Origin of the sequence: Staphylococcus sp. GDY8P198P (assembly GCF_017891615.1) — a bacterium.
In the GTDB taxonomy this organism is placed as follows: domain Bacteria; phylum Bacillota; class Bacilli; order Staphylococcales; family Staphylococcaceae; genus Staphylococcus; species Staphylococcus cohnii.
This window is the reverse complement of the sequence record NZ_JAESJQ010000004.1, coordinates 64,716-81,562: the sequence shown is the minus strand read 5'-3', so window position 1 is coordinate 81,562 and position 16,847 is coordinate 64,716. Positions and strand designations below refer to the sequence as shown.

At 33.2% G+C, this 16,847-nt stretch carries 18 protein-coding genes; 1 reads left to right on the top strand and 17 read right to left on the bottom strand.

Going from position 1 to position 16,847, the window contains the following annotated elements; translation table 11 throughout:
• Positions 1 to 20: 20 nt before the first annotated feature.
• A complete protein-coding gene (locus KA824_RS03195; protein ID WP_040030033.1) occupies positions 21 to 1,412 on the top strand; it encodes a glycine--tRNA ligase in 1,392 nt (463 codons plus the stop codon).
• Positions 1,413 to 1,547: 135 nt separating this feature from the next.
• Here KA824_RS03195 and recO read toward each other — a convergent pair whose 3' ends face one another.
• The 17 genes from recO to hrcA all read right to left on the bottom strand — a co-directional run bounded on the left by recO (position 1,548) and on the right by hrcA (position 16,748).
• On the bottom strand, positions 1,548 to 2,306 hold the full coding sequence (gene recO / locus KA824_RS03190; protein ID WP_107385072.1) for a DNA repair protein RecO: 759 nt from the start codon (positions 2,304 to 2,306) through the stop codon (positions 1,548 to 1,550).
• 21 nt (positions 2,307 to 2,327) lie between these two features.
• Complete coding sequence (gene era / locus KA824_RS03185; protein WP_107385073.1) at positions 2,328 to 3,227, bottom strand: GTPase Era; 900 nt, start codon at positions 3,225 to 3,227, stop codon at positions 2,328 to 2,330.
• Positions 3,227 to 3,631: a cytidine deaminase gene (cdd, locus tag KA824_RS03180; protein WP_019469371.1), complete on the bottom strand. Its 405-nt coding sequence runs from the start codon at positions 3,629 to 3,631 to the stop codon at positions 3,227 to 3,229. Before cdd ends, era begins: the two co-directional genes overlap by 1 nt.
• A gap of 90 nt (positions 3,632 to 3,721) precedes the next feature.
• Entirely contained in the window at positions 3,722 to 4,060 is a 339-nt protein-coding gene (locus tag KA824_RS03175) for a diacylglycerol kinase family protein (RefSeq protein ID WP_107505153.1), read from the bottom strand.
• An 8-nt stretch (positions 4,061 to 4,068) separates the two neighbouring features.
• Complete coding sequence (ybeY, locus tag KA824_RS03170; RefSeq protein WP_107385075.1) at positions 4,069 to 4,530, bottom strand: rRNA maturation RNase YbeY; 462 nt, start codon at positions 4,528 to 4,530, stop codon at positions 4,069 to 4,071.
• Complete coding sequence (locus tag KA824_RS03165) at positions 4,531 to 5,478, bottom strand: PhoH family protein (protein WP_107385076.1); 948 nt, start codon at positions 5,476 to 5,478, stop codon at positions 4,531 to 4,533. It abuts the gene before it with no gap.
• 335 nt (positions 5,479 to 5,813) lie between these two features.
• Positions 5,814 to 6,470: a hypothetical protein gene (locus KA824_RS03160; protein ID WP_181187598.1), complete on the bottom strand. Its 657-nt coding sequence runs from the start codon at positions 6,468 to 6,470 to the stop codon at positions 5,814 to 5,816.
• A 17-nt stretch (positions 6,471 to 6,487) separates the two neighbouring features.
• Positions 6,488 to 7,474, bottom strand: a complete 987-nt coding sequence (gene floA / locus KA824_RS03155) for a flotillin-like protein FloA (RefSeq protein WP_026034799.1) — start codon at positions 7,472 to 7,474, stop codon at positions 6,488 to 6,490.
• A 6-nt stretch (positions 7,475 to 7,480) separates the two neighbouring features.
• Positions 7,481 to 8,182, bottom strand: a complete 702-nt coding sequence (locus KA824_RS03150; RefSeq protein WP_154409384.1) for an NfeD family protein — start codon at positions 8,180 to 8,182, stop codon at positions 7,481 to 7,483.
• Between the two features lie 364 nt (positions 8,183 to 8,546).
• Positions 8,547 to 8,723 (bottom strand): 30S ribosomal protein S21, encoded by a 177-nt coding sequence (gene rpsU / locus KA824_RS03145; protein WP_002483157.1) that lies wholly within the window; start codon positions 8,721 to 8,723, stop codon positions 8,547 to 8,549.
• 174 nt (positions 8,724 to 8,897) lie between these two features.
• Complete coding sequence (gene mtaB / locus KA824_RS03140) at positions 8,898 to 10,244, bottom strand: tRNA (N(6)-L-threonylcarbamoyladenosine(37)-C(2))-methylthiotransferase MtaB (RefSeq protein ID WP_181187599.1); 1,347 nt, start codon at positions 10,242 to 10,244, stop codon at positions 8,898 to 8,900.
• A 5-nt stretch (positions 10,245 to 10,249) separates the two neighbouring features.
• A complete protein-coding gene (locus tag KA824_RS03135) occupies positions 10,250 to 11,002 on the bottom strand; it encodes a 16S rRNA (uracil(1498)-N(3))-methyltransferase (RefSeq protein WP_107384910.1) in 753 nt (250 codons plus the stop codon).
• 3 nt (positions 11,003 to 11,005) lie between these two features.
• The gene (prmA, locus tag KA824_RS03130) at positions 11,006 to 11,944 is read right to left on the bottom strand and encodes a 50S ribosomal protein L11 methyltransferase (protein ID WP_181187600.1); all 939 of its coding nucleotides are present in this window, start codon (positions 11,942 to 11,944) and stop codon (positions 11,006 to 11,008) included.
• Between the two features lie 3 nt (positions 11,945 to 11,947).
• Complete coding sequence (dnaJ, locus tag KA824_RS03125; protein ID WP_181187601.1) at positions 11,948 to 13,078, bottom strand: molecular chaperone DnaJ; 1,131 nt, start codon at positions 13,076 to 13,078, stop codon at positions 11,948 to 11,950.
• A gap of 137 nt (positions 13,079 to 13,215) precedes the next feature.
• Positions 13,216 to 15,060: a molecular chaperone DnaK gene (gene dnaK, locus KA824_RS03120; protein WP_019469381.1), complete on the bottom strand. Its 1,845-nt coding sequence runs from the start codon at positions 15,058 to 15,060 to the stop codon at positions 13,216 to 13,218.
• A gap of 50 nt (positions 15,061 to 15,110) precedes the next feature.
• Complete coding sequence (gene grpE, locus KA824_RS03115) at positions 15,111 to 15,737, bottom strand: nucleotide exchange factor GrpE (RefSeq protein WP_181187602.1); 627 nt, start codon at positions 15,735 to 15,737, stop codon at positions 15,111 to 15,113.
• 30 nt (positions 15,738 to 15,767) lie between these two features.
• On the bottom strand, positions 15,768 to 16,748 hold the full coding sequence (gene hrcA / locus KA824_RS03110) for a heat-inducible transcriptional repressor HrcA (RefSeq protein ID WP_107384906.1): 981 nt from the start codon (positions 16,746 to 16,748) through the stop codon (positions 15,768 to 15,770).
• Between the last annotated feature and the right edge of the window lie 99 nt (positions 16,749 to 16,847).

Here is a 16,847-nt window from a genome sequence, read left to right as displayed (position 1 = left end):
TGTTAAAAGGAGTGGTTTTTTTGGCAAAAGATATGGAAACAATCGTTCAGTTAGCAAAACATAGAGGTTTTGTATTCCCTGGTAGTGACATTTATGGTGGATTATCAAATACATGGGACTATGGTCCATTAGGTGTTGAATTAAAAAACAATATTAAAAAAGCCTGGTGGCAAAAATTTATCACGCAATCTCCATATAACGTTGGGATCGATGCAGCAATTTTAATGAACCCAAAAACATGGGAAGCGTCTGGGCATTTAGGTAACTTTAATGATCCAATGATAGACAATAAAGACAGTAAAATTCGTTATCGTGCAGATAAAATAATAGAAGACTATATGGCAAATGAAAAAGGCGATGAAAATTTCGTTGCTGATGGTCTAAGTTTCGATGAAATGAAACGTATTATTGATGAAGAAGGTATTGTTTGTCCAGTAAGTGGCACTGCTAATTGGACAGATATTCGTCAATTTAATTTGATGTTCAAAACATTCCAAGGTGTTACGGAAGATTCAACAAATGAAATTTTCTTACGTCCTGAAACTGCACAAGGTATTTTCGTCAATTACAAAAATGTTCAACGTACAATGCGTAAAAAATTGCCATTCGGAATTGGCCAAATTGGTAAGTCATTCCGTAATGAAATTACACCTGGTAACTTCATCTTTAGAACACGTGAATTTGAACAGATGGAATTAGAATTCTTCTGTAAGCCTGGTGAAGAAATAGAGTGGCAAAATTATTGGAAAACTTTTGCAAGCCAATGGTTAAAAGATTTAAATTTAAGTGAATCTGCAACGCGCTTACGTGACCATGATGCAGACGAGTTATCACATTACTCAAATGCAACAACTGATATAGAATATCGTTTCCCATTTGGTTGGGGAGAATTATGGGGTATTGCAAGTAGAACAGATTATGATTTAAAACAACATAGTGAACATTCTGGTGAAGATTTCCAATATCATGACCAAGAAACTGGTGAAAAATACCTACCATATTGTATCGAACCTTCACTTGGTGCGGATCGAGTTACTTTAGCATTCCTTTGTGATGCATATGCAGAAGAAGGTGTTGAAGGTAGTAAAGATTCAAGAACTGTATTACACTTCCATCCTGCATTAGCACCATATAAAGCTGCTGTTTTACCATTAAGTAAAAAATTATCTGGTGATGCAATTAAAATATTTGAACAGTTAAGCGCAAACTTTGCAATTGATTTTGATGAATCACAATCAATTGGTAAACGTTACCGTCGTCAAGACGAAATCGGCACACCATACTGTATAACATTTGATTTCGATTCACTAGAAGACCAGCAAGTAACGGTACGAGACAGAGATACGATGGAACAAGTACGTATGCCGATTGCTGAATTAGAAAGTTTCTTAACAGAAAAAGTTAAATTTTAATTTCAATATATCTATCGACCCTTAAAAGTGGTCGAACTAAATGAAAAACGTCAATTTCTATACAATTTATAGAAATTGACGTTTTTATTTTTTATAAAATTTAATGATTGATTGAACTTGACCCTATTTATAGAATTAATTTGAATTATCTAATCTTTGTAATTGATTAATAAGTTTTTGGCTTTTGAAATACATGCCAGCATATTCACTATATAACATTATCATCAATTGCGACATCTCATCAACGATATCTTGATGAATACTTAAAGCGCTCATTTTACTTATCGGTAAGTTTTGTAACACATCTAATAAATAAAGTGTTCTATTGGACAGTAGCAACGCATTTGGATCTTGTTGATTTGCATGATTTGAAATTGCACCATCAAATTTAAAACTATAGCCAATGAGCTTAGATTGGTCGTCATCACCAGTGACAACGCAATGATTAAATATTGCGCTGAAGCCAAACTTTGACATTGATTTAATCAATACGATGACTGACATCAATTGAGCGGATACACCACTTTTAATTTTAGCTAATACAAAGTGTAATAACTCGTAACTAAATTGCGACAGTTCATCATTTTCAATGGATCGATCTATCGTTTCAGTACATAAACTAGCGTAACTACTCTCATAAATATCTAATCGCAAATGGTAATTTTGGTCGATGACATCTACAGAACTTAAAGTTCCCATGCCTTTCCATTTGGAATAAATAAACAAGCCATACACAAATAGTTGCGTATTAGCTTGCAAACCACTCTTACTCTTTTTGGCGCGTCGAACCATAAGTGGAATTTTTGCACCATATTCATTTAAAATTGTGATGATTTTATCGGATTCGCCATAATCAATTGTTTTAATAATAATACCCTTTTGTTTGATTAACATTTTAGCTCACCGACTCTCAAATTAATCTCGATCTTCTAAATATCCCATTTGACGAATAAAGTTAACTTTGTTTCGCCAATCTTTTTGAACTTTTACCCATAATTCTAAATACACTTTAGAGCCTAATAACCCTTCAATATCTTGGCGTGCCCTTTTCCCAACTTCTTTGAGTTTTTTGCCACCTTTACCTATAACTATCCCTTTTTGTGAATCGCGTTCCACAAAAATAGTAGCTTCTATTCTCACTCGATCTTCATCTTCTTTAATCATTCGATCAACATTGACTCCAATCGCATGTGGAATTTCTTCATTTGTAAGATGTAATATTTTCTCGCGGATAAGTTCACTCACTACAAACTGTTCAGGGTGATCGGAAATTTGGTCATCCGGGTAATATTTGGGCCCTTCTGGTAAATAAGATTTAATAACATTGATAAAATGCTCAACATTTAATCCTTCTAATGCAGATATAGGAACAATTTCAGTGAAATTCATATATTTTTTATATTTTTCTATTCTTGGCATAAGTTCATCTGGATGTACTAAGTCAATCTTATTTAACACTAAAAATACTGGTGTTTTAACTGATTTTAACATTTCCATAATGTATTCATCACCACGACCAATATCTTCATTAACATTGACCATAAACATAATAGCATCAATTTCCGATAACGTGTTAGTCGCCACACGCATCATATAATCGCCTAATTTATGTTTAGGTTTGTGTATACCTGGCGTATCTAAAAATATAATTTGTGCATCTTCTTGAGTCATTACACCTTGAATTTTATTTCTTGTCGTTTGTGCTTTATCAGACATAATAGCAATTTTATGTCCGATGACGCGATTTACAAAGGTAGATTTACCTACATTAGGTCTACCAATAATTGTTACAAATCCTGATTTATGTGCTGTCATTAGTTTAAATCCTTTCCAGAAAATCCTAGAGGTAACAAATCACTAACTGTAGATTGTATCATGTCACCCTTATGATTGGTCATATATACAGGCATTTCATCATCACAAAGCTCTTTTAACACTTGTCTACAAGAACCACAAGGCGAAGAAGGGGATTCTGCATCAACGGTTACAGTAATCGATTCGAAATCGCCTGGTCGGTATCCATCAGCAATAGCTGCAACAAGGCTTGACCTTTCTGCACAAATACCTAATGGATAAGCGGCATTTTCTACATTTGCACCGTGATATGTTTTACCATCTTTTGTAATTAAATATGCGCCTACTTTAAATTTACTGTATGGTGCATAAGCATTACTTTGTGCTTTTCTTACTTCCTTAAAATAATCAGGTTGGTATGCCATAATTTAACACTCCTATTCAATTTTTAATTTTGTATTGTTATTTCAAACTAACTGCTGCTTAGTATATAGATAGATTAAAAATCGTATTGTTTATTTTATAAAATATGGTAAAAAAACGATAAGTCCAATTGCCAACGCAATTATTGAAGCAAGCATAACACTAGCAGCTGCTGTATCTTTAGCTTTCTTTGCAAAGTCATGATATTCATCTGTAATCAAATCCACTACATATTCAAGTGCTGTATTTATGGCTTCAAATGTTAACACGAATCCTATAGCAATGAGGATTAAAATCCATTCAACTGTATTTATTTTTAAATAAATACTAAGAAAAATTGCAATAACTGCAAAAATAATATGGATTAAAAACTTTTTGTCTTTACTAAAGAGGACCAGTAAACCTTGAAAAGCATATTTAAAACGTTTCATAACTACCTCTAATCTCTTGGCAACCCGTAGGCATTTAAAATTTCATCTTGACGACCAAACATTTCTTTTTCGTCCGCTTCATCCATGTGATCATAGCCTAATAAATGTAAAAAACCATGAAGGGCAAGGAAGCCAAGTTCTCTTTCAAACGAATGTCCATATGCATCTGCCTGTGATTGAGCAACTTCAGTGCATATGATAATATCTCCGAGTACTCTAGGTATGTCTAAACCACTAATTTCGGGTTCATCTTCTTCTAAAGCAAAGGATATTACATCTGTTACTTTGTCTTTATCTCGATACATTTTATTAATTTGTTGAATTTCTGCTTTGTCTACAAATGTCACAGATAATTCAGCATCGTTATCTATTCCTTCTTGTTCTTTTGCAAAAGTAAGAAGATCGTCTATTTGCTTAAACCAGTTGTTATCAACTAATTCAGTATGATCATTAAAATCTATTGTAAACATTTACTCTTCTCCCTCATAACGATCAATTATTTTACTTACAAGTGGATGACGAACAACGTCGTTTTGGTCTAAATGATGGATACTTAGACCTTTAACATTGTGTAACTTTGCTATTGCTTCTTTAAGCCCACTTTTAACACCTTTAGGTAAGTCAATTTGTGTCTTATCACCAGTTACAACCATTTTCGAACCAAAACCTAACCTTGTTAAGAACATTTTCATCTGAGCATGCGTAGTGTTTTGCGCTTCATCTAAAATAACAAATGCATCATCAAGTGTTCTCCCTCTCATATATGCTAATGGTGCTATTTCTATAACGCCACGCTCGATAAATCTAGCAGTTTGTTCTCTTCCTAAAACAGTATTTAAACCATCATATAACGGGCGCAAATAAGGATCTACTTTCTCCTTCAAATCACCAGGTAAAAATCCTAATGATTCACCAGCTTCTACTGCAGGTCTTGTCAACACGATACGTTTAACATTACCTTTTCGCAGTTGCTTAGCGGCATAAACGACGGCTAAAAATGTTTTCCCTGTACCTGCTGGTCCAACGCCAAATACCAAGTCATTATGATACATAGCATTAACATAAAGTCTTTGTCCCATAGTTTTAGCCCGTATTGTTTTACCAAACGCGTCTTTAGTAATTTCGTCATCATATAAATCTAATAAGTAATGAATCGTACCATTTTTTGCCATTTTAACAGCGGCTTCTACATCCTTGAGCGATATAGTTACGCCTTGCTGTATTACTTTTAATAAATTAATCAGTACTGATTCTGCTTGTTCTACATGCTCAATTTTTTCACCTTTTACGGCTATTTCTTGTCCTCGAGCATGTATTATGACATCAAATCCTTCTTCAATTGATTTAAGATTTTCATCATTATTACCAATGAGTGCTTGTGCTTCATTGATGTCATCTATTTGAATAATTCCAGGCATATAGTTGCTCCTTTACAAATATATTCGTTTCTATTATTTTATCCTATTAGATTTTAAGTTACAAAAATAATTATGATGCATGATATGAAATAAGCATTATTATAAAATTAACAATTTCAATAAATCATACTGCAACTTCAATGTTATTATATCATGAAATATTCTCATATTATTTCAAAGTGAATTAAAAATTAACATAAATTGCTATTTTTATGTAAACCAGAGCATTAAGAAAGTATAGTATAAAAATTAACGATCATTATATATTTTGAAATTAAAAATAACTCAACTTACAAAGTCAAAAATCTAACTTTATAAGTTGAGTTTAAATAAATTTATAATTTTTTTGGTCTTTCTAAAACTTCAGACCAAATAATACCATTAACAACTTCATCATCAGCAAATCTATATTGAGCATTTGTGCCAGAGCTTTGAACAGAATGCGCATTCATTAACTGTTTTAAACGATAACGCTTAGTTCTCTCTGATAAATATTTATCAGAAATGATTTCTCGTGCTTTTTTCTCAGTTCTTTGTATTTTTTTCTCAGTTTCACGATCGATTTCATTACGTACGTCTTCCATTTTGCCCATTAAATCAGCTTCAAGCTCTTTTTGAAGTGTATCATCTTGTTGCTTTTGCTCACGTTTTACTTTTTCAGCTTCGGTTTCATTATGTTTAGGAACCGTTGATGTTTCTTGTTGAGGCGTCTCAGTTTCCATCTTTTCAGCTCGTGTTTCAGCAGGTTTATTCTGCTTTGGTGTATGTTCTTCCTGAGTAAAAGGACCATCATTAAATTGTTTTTCTAACTCAGAAAATGTTTTTCCAACTTCTTCAAGGAAACCACGTTTTTTTGGTGGTGTTTCAGACTGATTCGGCTGTTTATTAGCTGGTGGTTGTTGTTTTTTTCGCTTTTTATGACTATCATCGTTAATAGCACCAATTATCGTAAAAATGACAGATACTACAAAGATAATAATACCTATATTCATTTAATCACCCCTATTTATTATTCCGGTGATTCATCATCTTCTTTTTTTGTACGTTGGTTAATAGAATTTCTCATACCAGTATCTGCTTCAACATTTTTCAGATTATAATAATCTTTCACTCCAAGATTTCCTGAACGTAATGCTTCAGCCATAGCTAGTGGAACTTCTGCTTCCGCTTCAACAACTTTAGAGCGCATTTCTTGTACTTTTGCTTTCATTTCTTGTTCTTGTGCTACTGCCATTGCACGGCGTTCTTCGGCTTTTGCTTGTGCGATATTTTTATCAGCAAGCGCTTGTTCAGTTTGTAAATCTGCACCAATGTTCTTGCTAATGTCTACGTCTGCAATATCGATTGATAAAATTTCAAAAGCTGTACCTGAATCTAAACCTTTACTTAAAACTGTTTTAGAAATATTATCAGGATTTTCAAGCACTTGTGTGTGATGTTCACTAGAACCAATTGTAGAAACAATACCTTCACCAACACGTGCAATAATCGTTTCTTCTCCAGCACCACCGACTAATCTTGCAATATTCGCACGTACTGTGATTCTTGCTTTTGCTTTAACTTCGATACCATTCATTGCAACACCGGCGATAAATGGTGTCTCAATTACTTTTGGATTTACAGACATTTGAACTGCTTCTAACACGTCACGTCCTGCTAAGTCAATAGCTGCACCACGTTCAAAAGGTAAATTAATATCAGCTCTTTGTGCAGCGATATTTGCATCAACAACACGGTCAACATTACCACCTGCTAAATAATGTGATTCAAGTTGGTTCGTTGTCAAGTTTAGCCCTGCTTTATGAGCTTTAATTAAAGGTGATATTACTTTACGTGGAGAAACTCTACGTAATCTCATACCTACTAGGGTACCAATGCCTACTTTTACACCCGCTGCGATTGCTGAAATCCACAATCCAACAGGTACAAATGAAAATAATAACAATAATGCAATTACGACTATAACTGCTATAATTAAAATTCCAATCATACTCATTCTCCTTTATGTTTCTATTTCTCTCACAACAACTCGAGTACCTTCAACTTCCAGAATAGTAACTTGTTTATTCCGTAATATAAAAGAACCATCTGAAACTGCATCGATACGTTCATTGTTATAAATAATAATTCCTGCTGGTCTCAAATCTGTAGATGTAGTTGCAACTTCTCCAACTAAATGAGAGCGATCTTCATGTGATGTATAACCTGCTTCTGCATTTGTAGAATCCTTCAATACAACTTTATCTAAAAACGGTATTTTACGTTTGAAAAATTTCACAAGTATCACCCACTCTATGATTGATAATATTAAGGCTACGACAACATTAGCAATCATGTACACTAGATTATCACCTAAAGTAACAATACTGAAAACGATTAACGCCATACCTATAATGCCAATAATTGCACCCACTACAAATAATTCAATGATAACGAATATCACACCAATGGCGAATAAAACAACAGAATAAAAGTTGACATCCCCTTTTACAAAAAATCCTAAAAAGAAAATGAATAATGCTAATGTTGATATAATTCCGACAATATTTATTCTATTTGAATATAACTGGTACAAAAAACCTAAGAAGATAATACAAGTTAATATCAAAGCACCTATTGGACTAACAATAAAGTTAGAAACATTGTCTATCCAGTTTCCGTTTTCAACAAGTTTGGTTGAAAAGATAGTATGTATACTGCTCATCGAAGGAATCACTTTATCACCTCACTCTCAATTTAATTATACATGAAATAAATATATGATTATACCGTTTACACAATAAAAATCGTAATATTATTCATTTATTATTAAATGATATTCCCAGAAAAATAATCAATTTCAACCAGCTACACGAGATGTACGACATTAATACTTGATTAACGTGAATATGGTAATTTTTAAACTAAGTACAAGATTTTCTAATGCTTATGAAAATCATAAATAGGAATATATAGTGTAGTTCATTTATCTACGTTAATAAATAAAAATAGCCTTAGCTGTATGAACAACTAAGGCTATTATGGTTTATAATTAATGTTGGTGTTGAGGGAGTCAACGAAACAATTAATTATTTGAATTTACGTTTACGTGCAGCTTCTGATTTCTTTTTACGTTTAACGCTAGGTTTTTCGTAAAATTCACGTTTACGTACTTCTTGAATTGTACCGCTTTTAGAAACTGTACGTTTGAAACGACGTAACGCATCTTCAAGTGATTCGTTCTTTTTGACTACTGTTTTAGACATGTGTATTTCCCTCCCTCCAAATATCAACGAAACTTTATAATCATTACACGGTAATTACCATGTATTAATTAGTATAATATATCTGATTAATGTGGTCAATTAGTAAAATTTTAATTTCATGATTCATTTTACACCATGTAGAGGTGTTTGCATTGAATCATTATCAATTAAATTTTATACAGTAACAGAATGTTCTGTTGTATTGGTAGCATGATTTACCACTCTTAGTAATTCACCTTGATTGATTGGGTAATCAGGTTGAGTGATTTTTATCTTTACGAGTTCACCGATTAGAGATTCATCGCCAGCGAATTGAACTTTCATATAATTATCAGCAAAACCTATTAATGTCCCTGGCTCACTGCCAACTTCTTCTGGAATAACTTCAAGTACTTCTTGATCAAATTTTGATGCATACGTTTTAGCAAGCTGATCGCTTAAATGAATTAAGCGATGTACACGTTCATTTTTAATATTTTCATCAACTTGGTCGTCCATTCTAGCAGCTGGTGTGCCAATTCTTGAAGAATAAGGAAATACATGTAATTCTGAAAATTTGTGTTCAACAATAAAATCATATGTTTCTTGGAACTCTTCTTCAGTTTCACCTGGGAAACCAACAATGACATCACTTGTGACTGCTAATCCAGGTAGTGCTTCATGTAAACGAGTCAATCGCTCTGAAAAATGAGCCATAGTATATTTTCTTCTCATTCTCTTCAACACTGAATCAGACCCAGATTGTAATGGGATATGAAAATGACGTACAACTTTGTTTGATTGCTCAATTACACTAATAACTTCATCTGTTAATTGACTTGCTTCAATCGAAGAAATTCTAATACGCTCTAAGCCATCTACAGTTTCTAAGTCACGTAATAATTGTGCTAAATTATAATTTTTTAAATCCTGACCATATCCACCTGTATGAATACCAGTTAAAACAATTTCTTTATACCCTGAATTTACAAGTGTAGTTGCTTGTTCTATCACTTTTTCGGGGTCTCTAGATCGCATTAAGCCACGAGCCCAAGGAATAATACAGAAAGTACAAAAATTATTGCACCCTTCTTGTATCTTCAACGAGGCTCTTGTTCTATCTGTAAAGTATGGAACTTCTAATTCTTCATATGTACGATTTTTCATGATGTTTCCCACACCATTAATTGGTTGTCTTTCTTTTTTAAACTCATTGATATAACCGATTAACTTCGTCCGATCTTGAGTGCCGACCACAATATCTACGCCAGGTATTTCCATAATTTCAGCAGGAGATGTCTGTGCATAACAACCAGTTACACATACCACTGCCTCTGGATTTTGTCTTATAGCACGTCTAATGACTTGTCTGCTTTTTTTATCACCTGTATTAGTTACCGTACACGTATTAATAACAAATACATCAGCATTTGTTTCAAAATCAACACGATCGTAATCTGCTTCTTTAAATAATTGCCAAATTGCTTCTGTTTCATAATGATTCACTTTACATCCTAATGTATGAAATGCAACTGTTGACATAAATATCACCCCAATAAGTCTTTTTGAAAGCTTACAGCACTTAAAGTATATAGCGGTGCAGTTTCAGCTCTTAATATCCTAGGCCCTAGACCAACTTGGTATGCTGAACTACCAAATAACTTAATTTCTGATTCAGACAAGCCACCTTCAGGCCCAAAAATGATTAACACACGATCACCAGGTTCAAATTTTTGAACAACTGCCTTAAAAGTACTTTTTTCCCCACACTTAGCAGATTCTTCATAAGCAATCAATACATAATCATATTCATTTATAATATCATAAATTTCTTTTAAATTCGACTTATACTCTATTTCTGGAATAATTAGCCTATAACTTTGTTCAGCAGCTTCTTTTATAATTTTTTGCCAACGTTCTAACTTTTTGATGACTTTATTTTCATTTAGTTTTACAACGGATCTTTGCATACCAACAGCGATAAATTGACTTGCACCTAACTCTGTGGATTTTTGTATCATCCATTCATACTTATCCGCTTTAATTAACCCACTGCAAATTGTTATATGTTGTGGTAATTCAGAATCGATATCTATTTTTTCTATTAAAGTAATTTCAATTTGCGCCATAGTCATATTTTCGATTTTACATTTATAAACGCTTTGATCTGAAAAAGTAATAATAATTTGGTCACCAATTTGATATCGCATTACCTTTGTAATATGATGTATATCATTTTGATCTGTAATAAAAAAACGCTGATTTATATCAGCGTTTTGGTCAATAAAATATCTCTGCATTGCTTAATCGCTCACTTTCTGTCCAACGATACATACCCAACCGTTTTCATGATTAATAGAAATGATTTTAAACCCTACACGCTTCATCTGTACTAAAATTGTTTCGTGTTTCTCTGTGATAATACCAGAAGTTATAAAATAACCATCTTTATTTAACGTATTATAAGCATCTTCAATCATTTCTTCAATAATATGAGCTAAAATATTTGCAATAACGACATCAAACTTTTCAGTTTCTTCTGTAAGTAAATTGCCTGGCGCAGCCTCAATAGCTTTAACACAATTGTTTTTTTCAAAGTTTTCTTTCGCAACTTTAATGGCCATTTCATCTACATCAATCGCTTTTATGCGTTCTACTCCTAATAAATATGATGCAATGCTAAGTATGCCTGAACCTGTACCAACATCAATCACTGAATCATCTGGATTCACAAAAGTTTCAATAGCTTTCAAGCACATACTTGTCGTTGGATGATCACCTGTACCAAATGCCATACCTGGATCCAACTCAATACACATTTCATTTTCGTCTTCTTTTTGATATGTTTCCCAACTTGGAACAATTGTAAATTTAGCAGACGCTCTAAACGGATGAAAATAGTTTTTCCATTCATTTTCCCAATCATGTTCTTGAATTGTTTGTTGTTGATATTCAAATATTTTTGCATCCAATGATTCGATATTTTTAATTTTTTGAATTAGATCATTTTTAAAATCCTGAGTATATTTTATTTCATTAAAATATGCTTTAACTCTTACGCCATTAACTGGGTAATCATCAGGATTTAGTTCATAAATTTCACCAAATTTATCAGCAAAATCATTTCGAAGATCTAATGAATCTTCGATAACAACTCCGTTTGATCCAAATTCTTCTAAAATATTAGAAATAATTGGTATGGCATCATGATTTGCAGTGATTGATATTTCAGTCCAGTTCATATTTTATTCTCCCTTAAAGAATCTTTTTGCTTTATCCTTAAAATTTGACGGTTGCTCAGTTAATGATTCACCATCAATTTCAGCAAATTCTCTTAACAATTCTTTTTGACGTTCATTTATCTTAGTAGGTGTGACAACTTTCACGTTGATAAATAAATCACCATAGCCATAGCCATGAACATTTTTTACACCTTTTTCTTTAAGACGGAATTGTTTTCCTGATTGTGTTCCGTCAGGAATTGTTAATATAACATGACCTTTTAAAGTTGGGACTTTAATTTCATCACCAAGTGTTGCTTGAGCGATGCTGATATCTTGTGAAAAGTAAATATCGTCGCCGTCCCTTTCGAATGTTTCAGAAGGTTTAACTCTAAATACAACGTATAGATCACCTTGTGGTCCACCATTTTCTCCTGGCGCACCTTCACCTGCTAATCTTATTTGTTGTTCATTATCTACACCTTCTGGCACTGTAACATTAATTTTAACTGTTTTGTTTTCAGTTCCTTTACCGTGACATGTCGGACAAGGTTCTTCAAATTCTTGACCAGAACCACTACATACTGGACAAACTTTTTCAGTTCTAACTCTACCTAATATTGTATTCTGTTCTACAGCAACATGTCCTGAACCATTACAGTAATGACACGTTTTTTTCTTAGTTCCCGGTTTTGCACCTTCACCATCACAAGTATGACAAGTTACATCTTTGCGTATTGAAATCTCTTTGCTTGTACCGAATACAGCTTCTTCAAAAGTAACAGTCATTGTATATTGTAGGTCATCACCTTTTCTAGGTGCATTTGGATCTCTTTGACGTCCACCACCGAAGAATGAACTGAATATATCTTCGAAACCGCCGCCGAAACCGCTAAAGTCTTGACCACCAAATCCTTGGCCGCCAAATCCACCTTGTGGTCCATCATGACCAAATTGATCATAGTTTGCACGCTTGTTTTCATCACTTAACGTTTCATATGCTTCTGAAATTTCCTTGAACTTTTCGTCTGCACCTTCTTCTTTATTGATGTCAGGATGATATTTTTTTGATAATTTACGGTAAGCCTTTTTTATTTCATCTTTAGAGGCATCTTTACTAACACCTAAGATATCATAATAATCTCTTTTGGCCACTTTTATCTCTCCTTTTACGTTTGATTAAATTACTTATTAAAAAGGAAAAAGTCAAAGCCAATGTTCAATTGACTTTGACTTAATTTGGCTAAGCAATTGTGTCATATTCTGCTTTCAATAGCAATTAATAACTAAACTTATTTTTTGTCGTCTTTGTTATCATCATCATTTACTTCTGTGAAATCAGCATCTTCAACATTGCTATCATCTGAACCACTTGCTTGTTCACCTTGTGCTTGTTGTTGTGCTTGAGCAGCTTGCTCGTAAACTTTAGCAGATAAGTCTTGAACTACTTTTTCTAGTTCTTCTTTTTTAGCTTTAATGTCATCAATATCTTCGCCTTCAAGCGCAGATTTTAAAGCTTCTTTTTTCTCTTCTGCATTATTTTTATCATCTTCACTGATGTTTTCACCTAAATCAGTAATTGTTTTTTCAACTTGGAATACTAAGCTATCTGCTTCGTTTCTTAAATCACTTTCTTCACGACGTTGTTTATCTGCTTCAGCATTTTCTTCAGCATCTTTCACCATACGATCGATTTCATCATCAGAAAGTGAAGAACTTGATTGAATAGTAATATTTTGTTCTTTATTTGTACCTAAATCTTTTGCAGTAACATTAACGATACCATTTTTATCGATATCAAAAGTTACTTCGATTTGTGGTACACCACGTGGAGCTGGTGGAATATCAGTTAATTGGAATCTGCCAAGTGTTTTGTTGTCAGAAGCCATTGGACGTTCACCTTGTAATACGTGAATATCAACTGCTGGTTGATTATCTGCAGCCGTTGAATAAACTTGTGATTTAGATGTAGGGATAGTAGTATTTCTTTCAATCAATGTATTCATACGTCCACCCATTATTTCAATACCTAATGAAAGAGGTGTTACGTCTAATAATACTACATCTTTAACATCACCAGTGATAACGCCACCTTGGATAGCAGCACCCATTGCTACTACTTCGTCTGGGTTAACACCTTTGTGAGGATCTTTACCTACTTCTTTTTTCACAGCGTCTTGAACTGCAGGAATTCTTGTTGAACCACCAACTAAAATAACTTCATCGATATCAGAACTACTGATACCTGCATCTTTCATAGCTTGGCGAGTTGGTTCCATCGTTCTTCTGATTAATGAATCAGCTAATTCTTCAAATTTTGAACGTGTTAAACTTAATTCTAAGTGTAGTGGACCATTTTCACCTGCAGAAATAAATGGTAATGAGATTTGTGTTTGAGAAACACCTGATAAGTCTTTTTTAGCTTTTTCAGCTGCGTCTTTAAGACGTTGTAATGCCATTTTGTCTTGTGATAGGTCTACGCCATTTTCTTTTTTAAATTCTGCAACTAAATAATCGATAATAACTTGGTCAAAGTCGTCCCCACCTAGTTTATTATCACCTGCAGTTGAAAGTACTTCGAATACACCGTCACCTAATTCAAGGATAGATACGTCGAATGTACCGCCACCTAGGTCAAATACTAAGACTTTTTGGTCTTGTTCTGTTTTATCTAAACCATAAGCTAATGCTGCTGCTGTTGGTTCGTTAATAATACGTTCAACTTCTAAGCCTGCAATTTTACCAGCATCTTTTGTAGCTTGACGTTCACTATCATTAAAATATGCAGGAACAGTGATAACTGCTTTTTCTACTTTTTCACCTAAGTAATCTTCTGCAGTACTCTTAAGGTTTTGTAATACCATCGCAGATATTTCTTGTGGTGTGTATGATTTACCTTCTACGTCTACTTTGTGCTCAGTACCCATGTGACGTTTGATAGATTGAATTGTATTAGGGTTTGTAATTGCTTGACGCTTAGCAACTTCACCTACTTGAGTTTCACCATTTTTAAATGCTACAACAGATGGTGTTGTTCTAGCACCTTCTGGGTTTTGAACAACTTTTGGTTCGTCACCTTCTAAAATTGCTACACATGAATTTGTTGTACCTAAGTCAATACCTATTACTTTACTCATAAATAAATTCCTCCTGTTTGTTTAAAAATTCGGTATTTTCATCAATAAACTTATTGATTTACTTTAACCATTGAAGGTCTTAAAACACGTTCCTTCAATTTATAACCAGTTTGTAGTTCTTGAGTAACTTGACCTGATTCATAATCAGGATTATCGTCTTGTACTACAGCTTGATGTACATTTGGATCAAACTGTTGACCTTCAGCCTCAATTTTTTCTAAACCGTTATTTTTCAATGCGTTCAACAAGCTTTCATAAACCATTTCTACACCTTTTTGTAATGATTTAAATTGCTCATCTTCGCCTTCAATCTGTAAAGCTCGTTCTATATTATCTATAGTCGGTAAAATGTCATTTAAAACATTTTGAGCTTTATATGCTTTCATCGTTTGATTTTCTTTTTGGATTCTACGCTTATAATTTTCAAATTCAGCATATAATCTTAAATATTTTTCTTCTTCTTCTTGAACATTATTTTTTAATTGTTGAATTTCTTCATCTTTAGGATCGATATCTGCATCAATATCTTCAGAATTTTCCTTTTGCAGATTATCTTGTGATTCATTAGCTATTTCATCAGTATCTTCAACTGAAGTTGTTTGATTGTTTGGTGTTTCTTGATTGATATCTTCAGTCTTTTCGTTTTCATCGAATACTGATTCATTTTTTTCTGTCATTTTCTGCCCTCCATCCAATACAATTCTTAATTACCAAATCGTATTTAGTAATTGTATTACATTCTGATAATTCATTGCCGTTGGTCCGATAACCGCAATTTGACCTTTAAGTCTATCGTCAATGTGATACTCCGTAGTGACAATAGAAATATCGCTCAAGCTTGATTCGATTTCCTGTCCAATCTTAACATTAATTGATGAATTTGACATTTCATCAAGTAGCTGAGTAATTTTGTTTGATTCAATATACTGCAATATAGGTTGAATAGAAGAAACATTTGATTCGTTTAGTGCATCAATTAGTTTAACCTTTCCACCCATGTAAATGCCATTACTTTGATTATCAAAATGAACATCTATTGTATCTAACATATCCTTTATAAAGTCTTTTTCAAAATCTGACTTTGCAAAGGCATTTAGTTCATTTTCCAAGCGTTGTTGATTTAACGCATTATATTTTGCAGTCACAAAATTAGCTATATTTGTCAATTCATCACTCGATAAACGTGCTTTGGATACTAAATGCAAGTGTTCAACATGGCCAGATGTAAAAACAACGACCATGATTACTAAATATGCATTTGCTCGAATCAAGTGAATGTTATTAATAATATCTTTTTTGTGATTTGGACGCATTACCAACGTTGTATACTGAGAAGCGATTGAAAGTTCATTCGCGAATTCACTCAAGGCTGAGGAAATATCATAATGATTTTCAACCAGTAAATCTCCTAAACGTTGTATTTTTTTGTGTTGTTGATGAGATGTTTGTTGCAATAATTGATTCACATAATATCTGATGCCTGACTCTGATGGAGAACGTCCTGATGAAGTATGTGTTTTTTCTATTAAATGAAGTTCCTCTAGTTGTTTCATTTCGTTTCTGATAGTGGCAGGACTAACATTTAAATTATGTCTTTCAATCAGTGTTTTGGAACCAATTGGTTGACCTAAATCAACATAATCTTCAACAATTGCATTTAAAATGCTCAATTGTCTATCACTAATCATGTTTTCACCTCATTAGCACTCTTTTGTTTCAAGTGCTAATTATAATTTATCAAATTGGTCAAAGTAAGTCAATGTTAAAGCCTCAGTTTTTTTAAAAAA